This window comes from Microcoleus sp. FACHB-831 (assembly GCF_014695585.1).
Lineage (GTDB): Bacteria > Cyanobacteriota > Cyanobacteriia > Cyanobacteriales > FACHB-T130 > FACHB-831.
The window spans coordinates 35,984-56,436 of record NZ_JACJON010000073.1; the positions used below are offsets into that span (position 1 = coordinate 35,984).

The 20,453-nt window shown below is 44.5% G+C and carries 16 protein-coding genes; 5 read left to right on the forward strand and 11 right to left on the reverse strand.

The genetic code is table 11. The features are described from left to right. Positions 1 to 8: 8 nt before the first annotated feature. The 5 genes from H6F77_RS22495 (at position 9) to H6F77_RS22515 (ending at position 6,954) form a co-directional block, all read left to right on the forward strand. Entirely contained in the window at positions 9 to 1,469 is a 1,461-nt protein-coding gene (locus H6F77_RS22495; RefSeq protein ID WP_190491140.1) for an RtcB family protein, read from the forward strand. Between the two features lie 3 nt (positions 1,470 to 1,472). Continuing rightward, complete coding sequence (locus H6F77_RS22500; protein WP_190491141.1) at positions 1,473 to 2,357, forward strand: CobW family GTP-binding protein; 885 nt, start codon at positions 1,473 to 1,475, stop codon at positions 2,355 to 2,357. A 578-nt stretch (positions 2,358 to 2,935) separates the two neighbouring features. Continuing rightward, entirely contained in the window at positions 2,936 to 4,300 is a 1,365-nt protein-coding gene (locus tag H6F77_RS22505) for a sulfotransferase family protein (RefSeq protein WP_190491142.1), read from the forward strand. 2 nt (positions 4,301 to 4,302) lie between these two features. Next, the gene (locus H6F77_RS22510; protein WP_190491143.1) at positions 4,303 to 6,159 is read left to right on the forward strand and encodes an ABC transporter ATP-binding protein; all 1,857 of its coding nucleotides are present in this window, start codon (positions 4,303 to 4,305) and stop codon (positions 6,157 to 6,159) included. A 24-nt stretch (positions 6,160 to 6,183) separates the two neighbouring features. After that, complete coding sequence (locus H6F77_RS22515) at positions 6,184 to 6,954, forward strand: phosphatase PAP2 family protein (protein ID WP_190491144.1); 771 nt, start codon at positions 6,184 to 6,186, stop codon at positions 6,952 to 6,954. 213 nt (positions 6,955 to 7,167) lie between these two features. Here H6F77_RS22515 and H6F77_RS22520 read toward each other — a convergent pair whose 3' ends face one another. The 11 genes from H6F77_RS22520 to H6F77_RS22555 all read right to left on the reverse strand — a co-directional run bounded on the left by H6F77_RS22520 (position 7,168) and on the right by H6F77_RS22555 (position 20,291). After that, on the reverse strand, positions 7,168 to 12,051 hold the full coding sequence (locus tag H6F77_RS22520; RefSeq protein ID WP_190491145.1) for a beta strand repeat-containing protein: 4,884 nt from the start codon (positions 12,049 to 12,051) through the stop codon (positions 7,168 to 7,170). A 1,003-nt stretch (positions 12,052 to 13,054) separates the two neighbouring features. After that, entirely contained in the window at positions 13,055 to 13,621 is a 567-nt protein-coding gene (locus tag H6F77_RS22525; RefSeq protein WP_190491146.1) for a hypothetical protein, read from the reverse strand. Positions 13,622 to 13,989: 368 nt separating this feature from the next. Continuing rightward, on the reverse strand, positions 13,990 to 16,827 hold the full coding sequence (locus H6F77_RS22530; protein ID WP_190491147.1) for a peptidase domain-containing ABC transporter: 2,838 nt from the start codon (positions 16,825 to 16,827) through the stop codon (positions 13,990 to 13,992). Next, complete coding sequence (locus tag H6F77_RS22535) at positions 16,776 to 17,528, reverse strand: peptidylprolyl isomerase (RefSeq protein ID WP_190491148.1); 753 nt, start codon at positions 17,526 to 17,528, stop codon at positions 16,776 to 16,778. The genes H6F77_RS22530 and H6F77_RS22535 overlap by 52 nt, the downstream gene beginning before the upstream one ends. Positions 17,529 to 17,745: 217 nt before the next feature. Further along, positions 17,746 to 18,846: an ELWxxDGT repeat protein gene (locus H6F77_RS22540; protein ID WP_190491149.1), complete on the reverse strand. Its 1,101-nt coding sequence runs from the start codon at positions 18,844 to 18,846 to the stop codon at positions 17,746 to 17,748. Between the two features lies 1 nt (position 18,847). Further along, positions 18,848 to 19,018, reverse strand: coding sequence for a transposase (locus tag H6F77_RS28540; RefSeq protein ID WP_255515843.1), 171 nt, complete (start codon positions 19,016 to 19,018; stop codon positions 18,848 to 18,850). Further along, entirely contained in the window at positions 18,987 to 19,376 is a 390-nt protein-coding gene (locus tag H6F77_RS28545) for a transposase (RefSeq protein ID WP_255515851.1), read from the reverse strand. Before H6F77_RS28545 ends, H6F77_RS28540 begins: the two co-directional genes overlap by 32 nt. Then, positions 19,286 to 19,654: an IS5 family transposase gene (locus H6F77_RS28550; RefSeq protein ID WP_255515844.1), complete on the reverse strand. Its 369-nt coding sequence runs from the start codon at positions 19,652 to 19,654 to the stop codon at positions 19,286 to 19,288. The genes H6F77_RS28545 and H6F77_RS28550 overlap by 91 nt, the downstream gene beginning before the upstream one ends. Next, positions 19,575 to 19,964 carry an FG-GAP repeat protein gene (locus H6F77_RS28960; protein ID WP_190491150.1) on the reverse strand — a complete coding sequence of 130 codons (390 nt, stop codon included), beginning with the start codon at positions 19,962 to 19,964 and terminating at the stop codon, positions 19,575 to 19,577. Before H6F77_RS28960 ends, H6F77_RS28550 begins: the two co-directional genes overlap by 80 nt. After that, on the reverse strand, positions 19,961 to 20,083 hold the full coding sequence (locus H6F77_RS28555) for a hypothetical protein (protein WP_255515845.1): 123 nt from the start codon (positions 20,081 to 20,083) through the stop codon (positions 19,961 to 19,963). The genes H6F77_RS28960 and H6F77_RS28555 overlap by 4 nt, the downstream gene beginning before the upstream one ends. 31 nt (positions 20,084 to 20,114) lie before the next feature. Next, positions 20,115 to 20,291 (reverse strand): hypothetical protein, encoded by a 177-nt coding sequence (locus H6F77_RS22555; RefSeq protein WP_190491151.1) that lies wholly within the window; start codon positions 20,289 to 20,291, stop codon positions 20,115 to 20,117. Positions 20,292 to 20,453: the final 162 nt, after the last annotated feature.

Consider the following 20,453-nt stretch of genomic DNA (forward strand, 5'->3'; position numbering starts at 1 on the left):
GAACGGGAATGGCTGTTAAAGAATTTTTAGAAAAGATTTCTGATACTGTTTGGGAAATTCCTGTTTCCTACAAAGAGGGGATGCGCGTTCCCGCTCGGATTTATGGCACAGAAAAGTTAATTCAAGATTTGGACGAAGCTGTTTACGATCAAATTACCAACGTCGCCACGCTTCCAGGAATAACGAAGTACGCTTTATGTATGCCTGACGGACACTTTGGGTATGGTTTTCCCATTGGTGGCGTAGCGGCGATGGATGTGGAGAAGGGAGGCGTTATCTCCCCTGGCGGTATCGGTTTTGATATCAATTGTGGAATGCGATTGGTAACAACAAACCTCACCTACCATGAAGTCAAACCTTACATCAAAAAGCTGGTAGATAGGCTGTATGAAAGAGTTCCGGCTGGAGTGGGAAGCACTGGTTTTGTGAAGCTTTCGCGGAAGGACTTTCGCAACGTTGTAGAGCAAGGCGCTCAGTGGTGCGTTGAAAATGGCTATGGGTGGGAAGAAGATTTGGAACTGATGGAAGAAAACGGCTGCATTAAGGGTGCCGATTCTGCAAAAATCAGTGAAAAAGCCATCGATCGCGGTTTTAACCAAATCGGAACTTTAGGTTCTGGAAACCATTATTTAGAAATTCAAGTTGCGCGAAAACAAAACATTTTCGATCCTGAGTTAGCCAAGACTTTAGGAATTACCATGCCGGATCAGGTGGTGGTGATGTTCCACTGTGGAAGTCGCGGATTTGGTCATCAAGTGGCGACTGACTACCTGCAAAATTTCCTAAAAGTGATGGAGAGTAAGTATGGAATTAAAATTCTGGATCGAGAGTTAGCTTGTGCGCCTTTTGATTCTCCTCAAGGTCAGGCTTATTATGCTGCGATGAAGTGCGGCATTAATATGTCTTATGCCAATCGCCAGGTTATTTTGCATCGCATACGCGAAGTATTCTCTGAAGTATTGGAACGCTCTGTTGAAGATCTCGGCATGCATATGGTGTATGACGTAGCGCACAATACGGCAAAACTAGAGCGCCATATGGTGGATGGAAAAGAGCGATCGCTCCTCGTACATCGTAAAGGCGCAACGAGGGCTTTTGGGCCAGGAATGGCTGATGTTCCAGAAAGATATAAGAGCATCGGTCAACCAGTTATTATTGGCGGCAGTATGGAGACAGGATCGTATTTATTAGTTGGCGTCCCTACTGGCGATCAAACTTTCTTCAGCACTGCTCATGGAAGCGGAAGAACCATGAGTCGCACCAAAGCGCGAAAAACATGGCGCGGAGATACACTCCTAAAAGATATGCAAAATAAGGGCATTTATGTCCGCAGTACCTCAATGTCTGGACTAGCAGAAGAAGCGGGTGCAGCTTACAAAGATATCGATGATGTTATCGAAGCGGCTGAGTTAGCTGGAATTAGTAAAAAGGTTGTGCGGTTAACTCCTATTGGAAACATCAAGGGATAGTTTATGCAAATACGCACGCCGCTAACAGTTATTACCGGGCCATTAGGAAGTGGAAAAACTACTCTGCTTCGTCACATCCTCGACACTTATTCTAAAAAAATCGCCATTTTGATGAATGAATTTGGCGAGATTGCAATTGATGCCAAAATTATTGCTGGAAAAAATGTCGAGATGGCGGATCTTGGCGGCGGCTGCGTTTGCTGTTCGCTTCTAGGTGAATTTGAAGCTGCTGTTAATGAAATTATTGATACCGTTGACCCTGATATTATTGTAGTGGAGACAACAGGAGTAGCGGAGCCTGATGCTCTTGTTTTTGATATTCAAGAAAGTTTAACAACAGTGCGACTCGATGGGGTTGTCACGGTTATCGATGCAGATGCAATGATAAAATATCCCAGTGTCGGTCACACAAGTCGGATTCAAATTAAAGCAGCAGATACGATACTTTTGAATAAAGTCGATCTGGTGTCTGAAAGCGAGTTAAAAGCAATAGAAGAGAAGTTACGCTCTTTTAATGAAGTCGCTTCAATTATTCGCACCTCTCGCGGTAAGGTAGATCCAGATTTGCTTTTTGGTATTGGTCGAGAGCGAGTGCAACCGCAACCCCATCACGTTCACCAACCCGAATTTGAATCTTTTAGCACTACCAGTACGGCTACTTTCAATCGCCAGCGGTTTGAGGAATTTGCTGACAGCCTTGGAGCAGATGTTTATCGGGCTAAAGGTTTTATAAGATTTCCAGAAGGAATTTATCTGTTTAATTTTGTGGCTGGGCGTTGGGATATGGAGCCATTTGAACAAGAAGCGACCCAGTTGGTTTTTATTGGCAAACTGGTAAGCGAGAGAAAAGAAGAAATTATCGCTCGATTAAAATTGTGCGAGCAATAGTTGAGTGAAGATACCTTTAACTCCCCTTAAAAATAGCAGGGCTATTTCTTGCGACAAGCCATAATATTTTGTCAATATATAGCCGAAAAAAGTGCGTGCATACAAACCATTTTAGCGGTCTTTTCGCACCTATAAAAGGTAGATTTAAAAGTCCGTCCGATTTGCCGTCGGTTAGAAAGTCGAGTACGAGCGAACCTCTTCCTCTGTATGTTGGTTTATTAGTGACAAAGCTAAAAGCAAGGCTCAAGAAAGCGCGCACCGTCCGATTTACACGGTCAATGCAGTCATAGTATTAAACCAATTTCGCTACTGTTCAGCCCAGCTAGAGCAACAGCCATTGTGCAGTCGCAGAGGGTAACTTCAAAGACAGCGGAGGCGATCGCGTCGCGCCAACTCTTAATGGTAAAGTTTAACTAATATGCTGGTGATCCAAGCCTCTCTTTAGTAGCTGTAGCCTTGACTTTTAGTAATCTGGGGGTTTCTAGGCGTTGGTAATTAGAGATTGTCTTGTCAGCAATAACTTATTCTAAATATTGAACGCCTGTTTGAAGAAATAACAGGCACAAAAGCTTAACTCGATGAAAAAAATAGATTTAGTTTTTAGAACAGTTGGAGAAAGAACATCCAAAATTGCCTTAGAGCTGGCTATCAAGAATATTCAGCCTGCTCAAGTGCATATTTTTGAAAATGTTAAGCCTTTTTCCCTAGCTGTTCAGCAAATGCTCAAGATTGACTATGCTTGCGATTTTGTTGTATTCATGGATGCCGATTGCTTGATTATGGAGGATATGACGTTTTTCCTCCAAGGAAATACCCTACCTTATATAGATTGTTACGTCCGGGATAAATTTCGAGGGCAGATACATTGCGGCGTACACATCGTAAGAATAGATGTCGTACAAGCAATGAAAAAAGTACAAGAGCCGACCGACGATCCTAAATATGTGCTAAGACCTGAATCTAGAATTAGGGATTTGGCTATGAGCCAACTTAACTTAGATAAAGTTTTTAAGTCGTTTAAAATTTTCCATGACTTCTGCCAATTCTACAGAGATGTTTTTGTTAAATATGCCTTAAGGGAGTTAAGAAGTCGCACTGATTATCATCAAGCTAAATTAAAAGCCTATCAAGAAACTTGGGAAATGCAAGACGACGATTTAGATTTTAAAGTAGCTAACTATGCAGTTGCCTACGCCAGAGACCAACTACCGTTCGCAGCCTCCGTGCAAGAAATGGCGAAATTTATTGAATATTTACCTAATATTGCTAGCATCGAACTTGTTAAACGAGGAATTCCTGAAAAAGAGCCTTTAACTTTACAAGAGGTAGAAGAGTTATCAGCAAGTCTAAATATTAAAAAGCCGTTCGACACTAATAAAAGGAAAATTTTTGGTATTGGGTTGAGCGGAACTGGAAATGAAAGCTTAACCCTAGCAGTCAATATGCTGGGTTTCAATGTAGCAAGCGCACCCGACGACGAAGTAACTTTGAAAGAATTGATAGCAGGTAACTATGGCTTGACTATTTTAAAAGAATTTGATGGAATAACGGATATAACTGTTGCACCATTTTATGCTCAGTTAGATGAACTTTTTCCAGACAGTAAGTTTATCCTAACTATACGCGATAAAGAATCCTGGCTCAAAGCTGTAGAAGCACAATTCGGGCAACCTGTATTTGAAGGTTTACCCAGTAATGAAAATACAATGCTACTCAGAAAAAGGCTTCGTACTGCTGTTTATGGTACTTATAATTTTGATAAAGAACAATTTTCTTACGTTTACGACCTGCACTATAAAAATGTTGTTGAATATTTTACATACCGTCCCGAATCTCTGCTAATACTTAATATTTATGCTGGAGAAGGCTGGGAAAAGTTATGCACGTTTTTAAAATCGCCTAGTTTAGATAAACCATTCCCGTTCATGAATAAGAGGAATTAGAAGTGAAAGCAGATTTAGTTCTTAAGGTTGCTACAAACGATCCTGGTAAACTGCCGGAAAGAGTCTCGGTTAAAATACTATTGCAGCGTCTTTTTACTTATATTGGGCGCAACAAGTCACCGTTAATAGTGGCTTTGATAATGGTTCTTGGGCTTTCGTTCCTTCAGATTCTTATTCCCCAGATTACGCGCTATGCAATTGATTTTGTCATTCCTGAAAAAAGATTTGATTTATTGCCTTGGGTAGCTGGAGCAATTTTATTGATTTCGCTGCTGGTTGGCATTCTCAACTTCTTCCGCAGTTACATGATGTCGGTTTTTGGTCAGAGGACAATTGACAACCTCAGAAACGACCTTTACAAACACCTCCAAAAGCTTTCAATCAGCTTTTTCAATAACCAGCGGACGGGAGATTTGATGACGCGGTTATCTCAAAACGTAAATACGATTGGGAATTTAGTTACCGCTGACATTGCTGATATTTTGGCTGATAGTTTCACATTTGTAGCGATCGCTGCTTATCTTCTCAGTGCAGATTGGCAACTGACGGTGCTTCTGCTAATAACTTGGCCTCTGATAGTTTACCTTACCCAGGTTTTTGGCAAATCTATGCGAGGCGCTTACTGGGATGTTCAACTACAAGCCGCCGCTGTCAACGATAGTCTCCAAGATACGATAACTAATATCAATATAATTAAGTCTTTTGGCAATGAAAATTATGAAATAGATCGTTTTTCACAGCAGAGTCGTAACTATATGGATGCTAACATTCGTGCTGTGCGTCTTTGGTCGATTTTCTTTCCTCTCATTGACATATTAAACAACCTCAGTAGCGTTATTGTGCTTGTGTTCGGTTCGTGGGAAGTGATGGTTGGTCGGTTGACTATCGGTGAATTAGCAGCTTTTTTGGCCTATATCAATCAAATGAATCAACCGATCAGGCGTTTTAGTAAAGTGATTAATTTACTTCAAAGAGTTGTTGTTGCATTAGATAGGATTTTTGAAATACTTGATACCAAACCAGAGGTGATTGAGAAAGAAGATGCAGTTAATCTGACATCTGTGAAGGGTAGCATTAGATTTGAAGATGTTGAGTTCGCCTACAGGGATGGTGAGACTATTCTCCGTAACTTTAACTTGGAAATTAAACCAGGAATGACAGTTGCTTTAGTTGGTTCCTCCGGTGCAGGAAAAAGCACTGTTACTAAATTAGCTGCTCGTTTTTACGATCCTCAAAAAGGCAGCGTTTTTATTGATGAATGCGATCTAAGAGATGTGAGTTTAGAGTCGCTGCGATCGCACATGGGAATTGTTTCTCAAGAAACTTTACTTCTATACGGCACGGTGCGCGATAATATTGCCTATGGAAAGTTAGACGCTACAGATAGAGAGATTGAAGACGCAGCGAAAGCAGCCAATGCTCATGAGTTTATTATGAGCTTTCCTGATGGTTATAACTCACTAATAGGCGAGCGCGGTGTAAATTTATCAGGAGGACAGAAGCAGCGTTTAGCTATTGCTAGAGTTCTGCTTAAAAAGCCTCGCATTATTGTGCTTGATGAAGCAACTTCGGCATTAGATACTGAGTCGGAACATCTAATTCAAGCATCTTTGTCAGAGTTGTTTAAAGGTCGTACTACTTTAGCGATCGCTCATCGACTTTCAACCATCCAGAAGGCAGATACGATCGTTGTGATGGAAGGAGGTAGCATCTTAGAAACTGGCACTCATTCTGAATTACTCTCTAAAGGTGGAAGATATGCCCATCTACATGACATACAATTTTCACAGCAATACAGCGTGTCAAATCGCTCGGAGATTCAACTAGAAAAACTTGAATCTCCAACAGTAGTAATGTAATCAATTTATTGATAGCTTTTGCAAATGTTTAAAGCCAATTTTTGGAAGCTTATCCAATCCTTCCTAAACTTTCTAAAACAGTTGCTAATTGCCCATTGGCGCTCCCTGCTGGTGCTATTAATAGGCGTGTATTTACCTTTGCAGGTTTTTGGCCTGCTTGCACTAGAGGTATGGGAGAATGAAGGCGGGTTTTCTTGGGATGAACTAATTCTATTAGCAATTCACACTACATCACATTCGCAGCTAGATGTTGTTGCAGTAACTCTAACTAAGCTTGGGTCGGTTTGGACTGTGTTTCCCATTGTTAGCGGGATTGCCCTTGTGTTTTTAATCTACAGACGGTGGCGATCGCTTGCCTATTTGCTCACTACCGCGCTAGGAAGCACTATCATCAACCGCACAGTCAAAATAATAATGCATCGAGTGCGTCCCCAAATATGGGAATCGCCTTCTCCAGAGTTTGATTACGCATTTCCCAGCGGTCATGCAATGACGAGCATGACTTTAGTAGCAGCTTTGGTAATTTTAACTTGGGGTAGCCCTTGGGTCGTGCCAATTCTAATATTCGGTAGCGTGTTTGTTGTTGCTATTGCCTGGACGCGGCTTTATTTGGGGGTTCACTTTCCTAGCGACATTTTGGCAGGATGGATGGTGTCGGTAGCTTGGGCAATTGGGGTTAGCCTGCTTATTAAGCCGCATTTAACTAAAGCGATCGCTGTTAATGATGATGATACTTTAGATGAAAATGAAACTTCATTAAGTCCTGAAGAAACACATTCATTAAACGAGAATTAAAATGTAATTTTTGTCAATATCTCATCAATCCGCGCTGCTGAAAAATGCTTCTTGTATAAAGGCAAATCCTCCAAGCTATGCATATTCGCTCCGAATGAAAACGGCTATAACTTTCCAAGTCTCCTTAAATGGCCAAAAAGAGGAATAGAGGTTCAGAGTTTAGCCAGATAGTTAGCTAAATTCTGAACCCCTCTTTTGCTTATCTAAACAGCTTTATGCAAACTCCGAGCGTCCAGTATAAAGATTGGCAAGTTGGTTGTTACGGCTCAGTGCTACTGCACGACGCACGGCGGCATCTGCATTAGCCAACCCATTACCAAAAGTATTATCCCGGCCCTCTGTTCCTAAATCCATCGCTGTATCGATGAGGATTTGACGCAATTCTCCTCCAGTTAATTCAGAGTTGACGCTCCAAACTAGGGAAGCAATTCCAGCCATGTTGGGATTAGCAGCAGAAGTGCCGTTAAAAGTCATATTTACGCTGCCATCTGGTTCCATCGCTGGTGAGTCTGTTGCTGCCATCAGCGTCAGGCTAGAGCCATAGTTAGAGTAATATGCTCTGTTTACAGAAGTAGCATTTGACAAGCCGTTTACGGTCGATGCGCCTCCACGTTCAAGTGCCCCTACAGACATTACATTACTGTGAGTTGTTTGGAGCCTAGCAACCCCACCACTAAGTACTGGGTCGCTAGTCGTATTGTCTATATCGACGCCACCGTTGCCTGCGGCGATCGCGAACAGCGCAATATCAGAATTATCTTCGATCAACTGCTCAAGTTCCGCTTGCGTGCCACCATCATTTAGCCAATACTCGCCTTGAATGCCGCCTTGGAAGACAAGGCGCTGATTGTTGGCTCTTGCGTAAGCGATCGCGTCACTAATTGCTTGCTGCAAAGAGACACCATTGTAAACGTCATTCACGTATACATTACTGTTCCAGTTGATGCCAGCAACACCCGAACCATTATTAGCAGTTGAAGCCATAATACTGATCGATTGATGCCCATGTCCCGCAGGGTTGTAGTTATCATCATCAGTCGAATCTGTAATCAAGCGGTTTGTTGAAATGTCCACAACATTACCAGTGTTACCAACAGCGGTCAGCACGCCTGAATCCACAGATGACAATAATACGTCACTGGCTCCTTGAGTAAACCGCCATGCACTATCTACATCAGATACATGGAGATTCCACTGAGCAGGGAAGTAATTATCATTAGTACGAACTTGCAGATCTAAGGTTGCCTCATCTATAAAACGCAGGTTTTCAATACCTTGGAAGTAGATTTCTCGACCATCAGCTAGAGTTAGATAGTCAAAAGCTGTACCCCTGAATATTGCTTGATTGGCTGTTGAAGACAATGGATTGAAAGAGGTAAGGCCGATGCCATTTATACTCGTGACACTAGAACGCGAAATGCCTAAGAGGTTCAGCGTATCCGTCCCGCCACGCCCAACAAAGACGTTACCCGTCCCTAGCGCAGCAGAATAATTCAGCGTTTCACCAGCAAAAGTTCCATAGCTAGTATTGCTGCTTTGGTTCCAAGACAAAATGCTTAAAGATTGGGAAGAAGAGAAGAATTCTTGACCGCTGGTAGTGCGAGCAACGGCACGTAGTTGATAATTACCACCAGTTAGGCTGGAAAAGTTACCCAAGTTGAGCAAAGCGTTAGATAAACTAGCTTCACTCCAAGTTCCTAGAGTAGATACAACGCTACCGTTACTCAAGGCTTCCAAACGCACGTTTGACAAAGATAGCGTATTTGCCAAGTTATAGCTAAAGCGCGTCGCTCCACCCTCAAAGATGGTATTAAAAGTGTTGTCCCCAGAAGCATCAACTAAACTGAAGTTGTTGAATATTGGGTCATAATCGGCAATGTTAACAATGGCGCTAGTCGTCGTACCCAGGCTATAACCATTGTCCGCAGCTAGGTTAAGGACAACTGTCTCGTTACCTTCTGCAATGCTGTCATACATAACACCAATGGGCAGTGTCACGCTACTAGCACCTACGGGTATGACAATGCTGTTAGTGAGATTGCTGTAGTCGGTGCCATTAGTAGCACTGCCGCCGACAGTGTAGTTAACTGTAAGTGCATTGGCTGTGCTGCCACTACGGCTAATTCTGAATTCACCTGGATTAGACGTTTGTCCATCTAAGGTTTCGATAGCATTGGGGTCAGTGGCACTGATATTTAAGGTTGGTAGGGTAGAAGTAGTCAAGCTATAGTTGCCCGTAGCGCCACTATTAAAACTGGTGGCTCGCACCGCGTAACTGATGCCCTCTTCGACGGTGAATCTTAGATAGGAATTCGTACCCCCGCCACTGTCATTGTCGGCAGCGATCGCCTCACCCGTGCTTTCATTTACCAATTGCAGGTAAGCATCAAATTCGGCATTGAGGTTGATTAGGATAGTCTCGCCCACCGTTACCCCACTCAGCTGATAGTCATCTCGGAAGCGACCAGTCTGCGTAGGGTTGTCGGAGTCAGTGTTACTCAATGTCCCACTTATGGTTTGGTTGCCACTGATGTCGTTGTCACCAATGGTGACGGTGGCTGCGTTAGCGCTTCCTATACCGTAGGCACTAGAAGTGGCTAAACTGAGGCTAACTGTTTCGTCGCCTTCTACACTTCTGTCATTGATGACATTAATCGGCAGCGTCACGCTGGTTTGGCCGACTGGGATGACGATGCTGTTAGTTATATTGCTGTAGTCCGTGCCATTAGTAGCACTGCCGCCCAGGGTGTAGTTAACTGTTAGAGCATTGGTTGTGCTTCCCGTGCGAGTAATGGTGAATTGTCCTGGATTGGCTGTTTCTCCATTAACTACTTCTAGGGCATTGGCGTCTGTGGACTGGATGGTGACTGTTGGCAGTGTCGTGGTAATTAAGCTGTAGTTGCCCGTAGCGCCACTATTAAAACTGGTTGCTCTTACTAGGTAATTGATGCCGTCTTGGACTGTGAATGAAAGTTGGGAATTAAGACTTCCGCCACTGTCATCGTTATAGGCAATTACCTCACCCGTGCTTTCATTTACTAATTGCAGGTAGGGGTCAAAAGAGCCGTTGAGGTTGATTCGGATCGTCTCGCCCACTGTTAGCCCAGTCAACTCATAGTCATCTCGATAACTACCAGTCCGCGCGGGGTTGTTGGGGTCGGTGTTACTCAATGTCCCACTTATGGTTTGGTTGCCACTAATGTCGTTGTCACCAATGGTGACGGTGGCTGCGTTAGCGCTTCCTATACCGTAGGCACTAGAAGTGGCTAAACTGAGGCTAAGTGTCTCGTTTCCTTCTACACTTCTGTCATTGATGACATTAATCGGCAGCGTCACGCTGGTTTGACCAACTGGGATGACGATGCTGTTAGTGATATTGCTGTAGTCCGTGCCATTAGTAGCACTGCCGCCCAGGGTGTAGTTAACTGTTAGAGCAGTGGCTGTGCTGCCTTGGCGCGTGAAGGTGAATTGTCCGGGATTGGCTGGTTGTCCATTAACTACTTCGAGGGCATTGGCGTCTGTGGGCTGGATGCTGACTGTTGGCAGTGTCGTGGTAATTAAGCTGTAGTTGCCCGTAGCGCCGCTACTATAGCTGGTGGCTCTTACTAGGTACTTGGGGCCATCCTGGACTATGAATGAAAGTTGGGAATTAAAACCTTCGCCACTATCATCGTCAAAGGCAATTACCTCACCCGTGCTTTCATTTACTAATTGCAGGTAGGGGTCGAATTCGGCGTTTAAGTTAATTCGGACTGTCTCGCCCACCGTTAGCCCAGTCAACTCATAGTCATCTCGATAGCGGCCAGTGCGGGTGGGGTTGTTTGGGTCGGTGTTACTTAATGTTCCAGTTACGGTTTGGTTGCCACTGATGTCGTTGTCAGCAAGGGTGATGGTGGCAGTGTTGCTAGTACCGATGGTGTAAGCGTTAGAAGCGCTTAAGGTGAGTAGCGCTGTCTCGTTTCCTTCTACACTTCTGTCATTGATGACATTTATCGGCAGCGTCACGCTGGTTTGACCAACTGGGATGACGATGCTGTTAGTAATATTGCTGTAGTCCGTCCCATTGGTGGCACTGCCGCCGATGGTGTAGTTGACTGTCAGTGCAGTGTTTGTACTACCTTGGCGCGTGAAGGTGAATTGTCCGGGATTAGCTGATTGTCCATTAACTACTTCGAGGGCATTGGCGTCTGTGGACTGGATGCTTACTGTCTGTCCGTCTGTCTGTCCATTAGTGGCATTAAAATTTACCACCAACTCCTTTTCTTGAGCAGACATTCCCACTAACGCATTCAAGCCAAGTTGTGTCAGTTGATTACCTTTAGTCAATGCCGTTGCCTGGTTAGGATTCTGAGCCCCAAAGTGCATCACAATCTTGGTTTCCCCAGGATTCAAGCTCAGGTTGTAGCCGTAGTTCAAAAAACCGATTGGACTGGAGACACTCGTCGGTCGCAAAGCGCCCTCACCCGCTATCACATGCAACATTGTGGGGTCGAATATGCTATCGCCATCATCGGTGACAATCCAGTTATCGGCAGTTGTGAAGTTGGTGTCACCGTTGGAAGTCCTTACCACTAAAGTGCCGCTATCTGAACCCAGGTTTGTGTTCAGATCCACTGTGTAGTTGAGAATACTACTGCCGGGATTGGTGACTATTTCTAGGAACCGGGCAAATGCTTGGTCGGTGGGTATATAAATTTTCCGGGTTACAGAAGCGCCGTTAATTGTCGCTGCACCTATGACTATTTCCCGTCCGTTATCTTCTGTGGTGCCAGTTGCAAAGTTAGGGAAGCCATTGAGTGACATGCCCCCGTCATAAGCATCACTGGTGCCGTCAATAATGTTCCCATTTTGTTGGATGTCCCACAGGTAATTGCCTCCATCAATGAGGTTGAGCGGCAAGGTTGCAGGTGGCTGATTAGCTGCGATCGCTTCGCTATAACTGGAGCTAGATCGGCTACTAATTTGGTTTAGTGGGTCAGCCAGTCCCGGCAGGACTCCTGATGGTGCTAATAATGAATTCAATTGTATAGATGTAGGCTGGATCGAGCTTGCACCTAGTGGACTCTGACGATCTTTAGATTCCAATCCGCTTAACATTGGTTAGCTCTCCTGAAAAATATACTAAGTATTTACACGGAGCTTAAGCTCCCGTCCAAATGCGATTGTTATAGATGCAACTACCCTGCTCAAGTTGGCGAAGCCTTATTTAGGGGGCTATTCTTCCTCAAAACTTGCGATCGCCAGTTTTTTTCCTATCTGTTCGGCTTGATTGTCATTAACAATCAAAACTTGATGATTAACGCTTGAGAAAAATAGCGTTTTATTTTAAGCAAATAGCCCAATAAGCCAGAAACACAGTTTATTTAAAACCATCAACTTTTTTAGAAAACAACATCAATAATTAAGCAAGCACCATCTAGCAGCGAATGCTCTATTTGGATAAGCATCTTGCTTTTTCCATGTTGATGTCGAGTTGAGAAATACTAAAAATTAATTCCAGCGTCAACCTTACCAAGAAGCCTTCTTGGTATGCAATACGCAAACTTTAATTAATCAACTAAGCTAGCTGCGATCGCCAGCCTATAGTCCTCTAGTACCTCAACGTCGATATTTAAACTCGCATTCCCCTTAGTTGCTCCCCCTTTGTCTTTAACTCATCCAAAAAAGTAGCCTATTATGCAAAACTTTAAATATTAATTTTTGTAAAAAAATCGCATAAATGTCTGGAGATTAGTATTTTAAAAAGCACAACAGAAAATTACCCCAGGACTTCATTACCCGTGCCAAAACCTAACTTTTCTCCGTCAGGCTTGAACATACAATTACCCTGGTTTCCAGCGCGACTGGTTATCAACAGGGTATGTTTAATGACAATTAAGCCTGATATAATATTTGCTTTGCCCAAAAAATAATGGCTTGTAGTGCGTGATTCCGCTTATTTTATTGGGCGCGAGTTGTTAGGTGACAAGTAGTTGTGTGTAGGTTTACATAGAACGTAAAATATCTTTACAAAACCTTGATAGTGGCTTATGGGGTTGATTGCTGAGGAAGCACTCATAACAAGGGCAAAATCAAGCCAGACAGCATCGGCGATCGCCTGTTATTTTTTATTAATTCTGTCGAATAATTCTCTATTAATTCTGTCGATTACCCTAACAGCCACGAACTCAGGCTCGGTTATGATAACTCTTTCAGCCGCTCCATCTTGTCGATAATAAATCAAAGCGAGCGGTTTGTGTCCGGGCTGATAGAGATCCGATTCAGATTTCAAGAAATACTTTATGCCCTCTTTACTTATCCCTGGTTGTAGAGATATTTTAGCGGGCACCCCCAACTCTTGGGGTGTCGAACTCATTAAAACTTTATTGTCATCTGCGTCTACAACTACCAGCCGAGTAATTTCAGTTTCTGTCGGCTTTTTAGAATTATTATTAATATTTAATATAATCTTCGCATAGCTACTAACTTTGGGATCAGCCACGCTGGAGGCGAAGAATTTCACTGTTATACTGGCGCGATCGCTCTCAATGTTCGTTAAGTTGTTTTGCGCTTGCACATTCACAACAGGCGCTAATGTTGTGGAATTGCTTGGATTTGCCATCATATTATATGAAGTCACAAAGCCGATTGCCATTTTGATACAAGCCAGATAAGTTATTAAATCCATTTAATAACTCCTTTGAACCCTTGTTAATGAGCCTATGGACATTGATTGAAATTATAGTAATAAAGCGCTCAACTCTGTTATCGTATTGAGGGTTTTAGAGTTGAGCGCTGGGTTATTAAGGTTACGTTTAGATACCCGACTTCGCAGGAGTTGTCGGGTATCTCGCCTTCTCGAATCATTTAGGATTGCTATACCAGCATTAATTTTCGCCATACAGATCAACCCCGCGATCGCATAGTTTGGGGTCGCATAATTTCTATATGTTTAACTGCTTCCCTGCGTAAGAGCGTGTTTATTAATGATGGGTAAGCAGTAATTAAAACTTACCAAATTTAGCAGCTAGATTTACTGAAAGATTCAGCAACTATTTACATTGATGCCTGTTGGCGTTGATACAATGACCAGTACAACCCTTTCTTTTGAATCAGTTCTTGGTGCGTTCCTTGCTCCATCAGCACGCCTTTCTCTAGCACCAAAATCAAATCTGCTCGCTTCAATGGTTCAAATCGGTGAGCAATCATAAACATAGTTCGATTTGCAGAAACACGCTGTAAATTCTGCAAAACTTGTTGCTCAGTTTCGCTATCCAACGCGCTAGTAGCTTCGTCTAAAACTAATATTGGCGCTTGCGAAAGGAACAAACGAGCAAGAGCAATGCGTTGTCTCTGTCCTCCCGATAAAGCTGTACCCCGTTCTCCCACATTGTTCTCGTAGCCGTGCGTAAGGTCGCTGATAAAATCGTGAGCAGCAGCTAGCCTCGCAGCGTCTACAACTTGCTCTGCGGTAATGTCTGGATTTCCCAGAGTGATATTTTCTAGGATAGAGCCGTTGAATAGAAAATCCTCTTGCAACACTACACCAATTTGTTGCCGCAAAGAGCCTAAATCAGCACTTTTTATATCAAATCCATCGATAAGAATACGCCCTGATTCTACTTGATAAAGCCGTTGCAGAAGCTTAGAAAGGGTACTTTTACCCGAACCGCTACGACCGACAATTCCTACAAACATCCCAGGCTGAATGGTGAAGGTAATTCCCCGCAAAATTGGTTCTTGATCGGGTCGATAGCGGAAGAAAACTTGTTCAAAATTAACTTCACCTTTCAAGGGCGGTAAAACTAAACCCGCGCCTGGTTCAGCTTCGGGTGCAACGTTGAGAATATCTCCAATTCTGTCTACTGAAAGCAGAACTTGTTGGAGATTTTGCCACAGTTGAACTAATCGCAAAAGTGGTCCGGTTACTCTGCCCGAAAGCATTTGAAAAGCGACTAGCTGACCGATGGTTAATTTCTGTTCTATAACTAATTTGGCTCCAAACCAGAGAATGAGTAAGCTGGACAAATTGGTGAGAAAGTCACCAATATTGCTGCTGATATTGGAGGTTGTGGAAGCTTTGAAGCCAGTGCGGATGAAGCGTGCAAATAGACCTTCCCAGCGATCGCGTGCTGTATTCTCTGCTGCATGAGCTTTTACTGAATGAATCCCCGTTACTGTCTCGACTAGAAAAGATTGACTGTCAGCGCTGCGGTTAAACGTTTCATTCAGCCAGTTGCGTAAAATTGGTGTCGAAACCAATGTCAAAATCGCAAATAACGGAATTACCGCCAAAGCAACTAAAGTGAGTTTGACATTGTAGTAAAACATCAATGCCAAATACACAACCGTAAAGATGCTGTCTAAAATAACAGTTAGCGCAGTTCCGGTGAGAAACTGACGGATATTTTCTAGTTCCTGAACTCGCGCAACTGTATCTCCTACCCTGCGAGATTCAAAATAAGCTAGGGGTAGACGCATCAAGTGCCGAAAAACTTGAGCTGATAGACTTAGATCCAGACGACGGGCAGTGTGAGTAAAAATGTAGAGGCGCAAAATTCCCAATATTGCCTCAAAAGAAGAGACACCAAGGAGAGCGATCGCCATTACATCTAAAGTAGCCAAACTCTCCTGCACCATCACCTTATCAATAATCACCTGAGTGATTACTGGCGTCGCCAAACCCAACAGTTGCAACGTGAAAGATGCCAACAACACCTCTATCAGCAACTGTCGGTAACGCCAAACCGCAGGTAAAAACCAGCCAAGGTTAAATTTTTCTTGTCGCTGGATAGGTTCAACTTGCCACAGCTTCCCATTCCAACCAGCTTCCAGCATTGTCTGGGAAATTATTTCGCAAGTCTGACCGGGATTGAGAGGGTCGGCGATAATCAGAGAATTACCCCTCACCTCGTAGACTACAATCCACTCAAGCTGGGGTTTCCGACCATTAGCGGGTGCGGCGAGTTGCCATTGCAGCAAAGCTGGAAAAGTTAGCTGTCGCAAATCTCGCTTTGATGTAACTAGGCGTCGCAGTTGCAGCCCCAATTTTTCCCCAGCTTCCACAACATCTCTGGGGCGTTTTCCCCTGAGTTGGCGTTGCACCCATTCCAACGAAGCGGGGTTCTGCAACTGTTGCGCCACCATTGTTAAGCAAGCAGCAGCGGTATTTAAGCTAGAGACAAAAGGATAATTCTGTGCGGGCGATCGCCCCTGTTTTCTGATTACGTTTGCAGGCGCAGTTGTTTGTTTTGCGTCCTGTACCGTTTCTTCCCTTCCGACTTCTCCCCCTTGATGGGGTGGAATTAGGGGGGGTGAGATAGGGCGCTGTTCCTCACTTGCAGGAAGTGGGGGAGTCGAGTTGATGGCGATCGCGGGCAAGTCGATTGGGGGTTGTTCTGGCTGTAGAAGCGCTAGCAAAGCGGTACTTTGTTGGGCATTCCAAAAGCTATCGATTTCTGCTGATGAAACTTCAGCCCACAGAGCAGCATCCCACGCCACTACAATTACTTCTTTGCTAGAAGCTACAGCTTTGAACTGTCCGGGATACTCTAGCAAAGTGCCGAACCAGTTACCCGCCTCTAAAGTTGTCACCACGGGCGATGCAGGAGCCGCCCCGGCGACTGCTCCTTCTTCCCTCAAGCGAACTTTACCAGAAACAACTAAGAACTGGTCTTTGGGATTGTCCGCCGACCAAATTTTTTCTCCAAGCTTATAGCGCCGAATTGAGGCTCGATCTTTAAGTAGAACTTGCTGTTGGGGAGTCAGCCAGCAAAAAGGTGGCTCGTCCCCAGGTATAGAAGCAATAATTTCACTTCGTAGAACTTCAGCATCTACAAGGTTCAGTCCGGTTGAACCTTGACGGTCATTTTTTTGATTTTCTCTGCTAGCCATTGCTCAAAAAGCTCATTTTGTAGTCCTTCTTTTAGTTGAGCATCTTCTAATGAAGCTGGGAGAAACTGCTCAACTCGAAATAGAGCATAACGTCCTTCCAGTTCTATCGGCCCTACTAAGTTTCCCGGGCTGGCAGAATCAACCGCAGCCCTTAGTTTATCTGGCATTGAACCTCGACTGACTGGCCCCATCATGCCGTTGACAATGCGATCTTCTGTGAGGGAATATTCTTTGGTTAGTGGCTCAAAGCTGGCTCCTTCATCGATTTGGGCGTGTAGCTCCTCAGCTAGTTCCGGAGAGGCAACAACTAGACGAGATAAAACTACCCGATCGAGAAAGAGTTTGCGCTCAATAAAATATTCTTGCAGTCTAGGTTCTGCTATTTGAGCTTTCAGCATAGCTAACTTATAGCCATAACTCAACTGCTTGTGGAAAGTCGGATAGTCTGTACCGTTACGAGCCAGCCATTCGCTGAAAACTTTCGGGTCAGCCAGTTGGTTTTGCAAGCGAAAATCGATAACTGCCTGCTCAGTAGCAGCGGTAGCGTCAAACGATCGCGTTTGCAGTTCTTTTTCTATGATGTACTGGCGTAGTATATCTCCGATAAAAGTCCCTAGTTTGCCCGAGGCTTGCAGATATTGCAGGGCTTGCCCAAGGGAAACGGGCTGGTCATCAACGATTAGAAATGATTCAGCTGGCATGAAGAAATTACTTAGAACTCCCACAACCATTATCTTCCGATAATCGAGAATTGCACCCTAATACTAGAGATAGCTAGCAATAAGTCTTTCATTAATATGGTGGCGATCGCGCTATGGCTATTGCTGACATTAAAAATGCGTAGCAAAGCCGCTACGCATTTCTTTATACTAAACAAACCTCATTCAACTAGCTCAACCAGCCAAGCTGGCGACCCAACTAAAGAACCCACACCTCACGTCCGTTCACACCATCATCGGCTGTAAAGTACAGGCTGCCATTGACATTCGTGAGATTTGCAGGAGTGGAACTGCCCGATCCTAAATTAATATCTCTGACCATCACAGTCCCGGAGTAAGTACCGTCGCTCATCCACAACTCAGTCCCCCCAGATGCAGCAGAGGCCGTAAAGTATAGATTCCCGTCGATATTGGTGAGATTAGCAGCAGACGGAATATCTTTGACGATAACAGTCCCCGCCTCCGTGCCGTCACTCTTCCACAGCTTCGACCCGTTGCCATCATTTAGCGTGAAGTATAAAGTGCCCCCCACGTTAGTCAGATTGCCAAAAGATGAAGTGCCAGAAGCAGGCGCAATCTTTGTCACCAGCTCCGTCCCCGGCTGAGTACCATCGCTCTTCCAAAGTTGATACCCGTTCGCTCCGTCGTAAGCAATGAAGTAAAGGCTGTTACCGACCTTGGTGAGGTTTAGAGGTGACGAACCACCAGCACCAGAGTAGATATCGCTTACAATAATTGTGCCAGCAGCAGTGCCATCGCTCTTCCACAGCTCTATCCCATAGTTCGGGTCGTAGGCTGTGAAGTAGAGGTTGCCATCTATATTAGTGAAATTGGCTGCTACCGAATTGCCTGCACCTGGGTTGATGTCTTTTACGATAACAGTGCCAGCAGCAGTGCCGTCGCTCTTCCAAAGTTCTGTTCCGTTCGCTCCATCATTAGCGGTGAAGTACAAAATGCCATTGATGTTGGTGAGATTTTGAGGGGAAGAACTACCAGTTCCTGAAACAATATCTTTTACCATCACAGTTCCGGCAGCCGTGCCATCACTCTTCCACAGCTCGGTTCCGTTGGCTCCATCATTAGTTGTGAAGTAGAGAATGCCATTGACATTAGTTCTGGCTATGGCAGGAGGCAAACTGCCATAGCCAGAACTAATGTCTTTTACCATCACAGTCCCAGCAGCCGTGCCATCAGTCTTCCAAATTTCTCTGCCGCTGACCCCGTTCTCGGCGGTAAAGTACACGATGCCATTGACGTTAGTGAGATTGGCAGGAGAAGAACTGTTAGGGCGTGTTTTCAAACTACAACCACAAAAGAATAGAGGCGATCGTAATCATGGCTGTATAATTTGCAGCAAGTTTCTCATATCGGGTAGCGATACGTCGAAATTGCTTGAGTCGATTGATAGCGCGTTCAACAACGTTGCGTTGACGATAGATTTCACGGGCTAAACGGACCGCTGCGCGGTTCATTCGATAGTCGTGGAATTGTCAGACGGATACCGCGACGACGTAAGTAATTACGTATGCGACGACCTGTGTAGCCTTTGTCTCCAACTAATCGGAACGGGCGTAAACGTGGACGACCTCGCCCAGAACGCTTAACAGCACCTTGTTCCATTAATTGTTCAAGAAAAATTGACTCGTTACGCTGACCTGGACTAAGCAGAAAAGTTATCGGTTTACCTTTCCCTTCACAACGTATGTGTATTTTTGTACTGAAACCACCCCGATAACGACCTAGTTTTTCGTCTTCTTCGCCCCTTTTTTTCCACCAGCAGCATGTTGGTGGGCACGAATCACGCTGCCATCGACGTAATGAACCTCCCAGTCTAGCTTTCCTTGTTTGTCTGCCTCGGCTTGTAGGTTTTCTAAGACTTGGTTCCAAATCTCAGCTTTTTGCCACCGATAAAACCGAGTTGCCACACTTTGCGACTTTCCATAACGTTCTGGCAGGTCTCGCCACGGTGCCCCAGTTCTTAGTATCCAGAGGATGCCATTAATCACCTGTCGGTGATCGTGATTGGGCTTACCTGTTTGCGGTTTTTGCGGTGGCAGTAGCGATTTTAACAAATCCCACTGCTCGGTAGTTAAGTCTCCTCGATTCATCAACACACCCTGCCTGCGAGCGCGTCTTTTTTAGGATACAACGAGTTTGAAAACACGCCCTAGTAGATAAGTTGAGACTTTTAGGAGTAACGGCATCATTTAACCCTGACTCCCAATTCACGTCAGACGTTGCAGCGAGGTATGCAGAGCTGGACAAGAGTTTACCATCCATCAACCACACGGCATTGTCCCCCGTCGCATAGTTGCGCCAGAGGATATCTGCTTTGCCATCCCCGTTGAAGTCGGAATTGTTAACACTCCCCCCGTCTATTGGGGCTGATGCCAAAACCGAGGGTGCAGAACTGCTCAACCCGTAACCGACGTATCTGCGTTAAGTCCAGGAGCAACTGATGCTTTTGACGCCTGTGCTTGCCAGTCCAGTCCACCAACAGTTAGGTTTTGTTGCAGCAGTTCTGATGCAGAAGCCATGGAAGTCCTTCCGGTTGCGTTTGGCACAACATTATAAGTGTTTATACGGTGTCCGCATCATAACCTTGGCGAAATAATTTAAAGTTTTAATAAAGCTGGGCTGTCCGCTGCTAGAGTTGCAATGCCTCAATGCCATCAGTTGAGAACCACATGAAGATAGCACATACCAATACGCACTCATAGCGATCGCTGTTGGATTTATTGACAAAATTCTCTATAGGTGAATAGCGAGATTATAACTATTGCTGTAGACTTTTACACACAAATGTGAATGGGTTGGCAGGTGGAGCGATCGCCATCAAAAAGGAAAAGGGCGATCGCACTATAAAGCGATCGCCCTTTGATATGTAGCCCCGGAGGGCAATTTATA

Bases quoted from the DNA above. Each gene is read 5' to 3' on its own strand.
- H6F77_RS22495 (WP_190491140.1), top strand. From the start codon at position 9: ATGGCTGTTAAAGAATTTTTAGAAAAGATTTCTGATACTGTTTGGGAA.
- H6F77_RS22500 (WP_190491141.1), top strand. From the start codon at position 1,473: ATGCAAATACGCACGCCGCTAACAGTTATTACCGGGCCATTAGGAAGT.
- H6F77_RS22505 (WP_190491142.1), top strand. From the start codon at position 2,936: ATGAAAAAAATAGATTTAGTTTTTAGAACAGTTGGAGAAAGAACATCC.
- H6F77_RS22515 (WP_190491144.1), top strand. From the start codon at position 6,184: ATGTTTAAAGCCAATTTTTGGAAGCTTATCCAATCCTTCCTAAACTTT.
- H6F77_RS22520 (WP_190491145.1), bottom strand. From the start codon at position 12,051: ATGTTAAGCGGATTGGAATCTAAAGATCGTCAGAGTCCACTAGGTGCA.
- H6F77_RS22525 (WP_190491146.1), bottom strand. From the start codon at position 13,621: ATGGATTTAATAACTTATCTGGCTTGTATCAAAATGGCAATCGGCTTT.
- H6F77_RS22530 (WP_190491147.1), bottom strand. From the start codon at position 16,827: ATGGCTAGCAGAGAAAATCAAAAAAATGACCGTCAAGGTTCAACCGGA.
- H6F77_RS22535 (WP_190491148.1), bottom strand. From the start codon at position 17,528: ATGCCAGCTGAATCATTTCTAATCGTTGATGACCAGCCCGTTTCCCTT.
- H6F77_RS28540 (WP_255515843.1), bottom strand. From the start codon at position 19,018: ATGAACCGCGCAGCGGTCCGTTTAGCCCGTGAAATCTATCGTCAACGC.
- H6F77_RS28550 (WP_255515844.1), bottom strand. From the start codon at position 19,654: ATGAATCGAGGAGACTTAACTACCGAGCAGTGGGATTTGTTAAAATCG.
- H6F77_RS28555 (WP_255515845.1), bottom strand. From the start codon at position 20,083: ATGGCTTCTGCATCAGAACTGCTGCAACAAAACCTAACTGTTGGTGGA.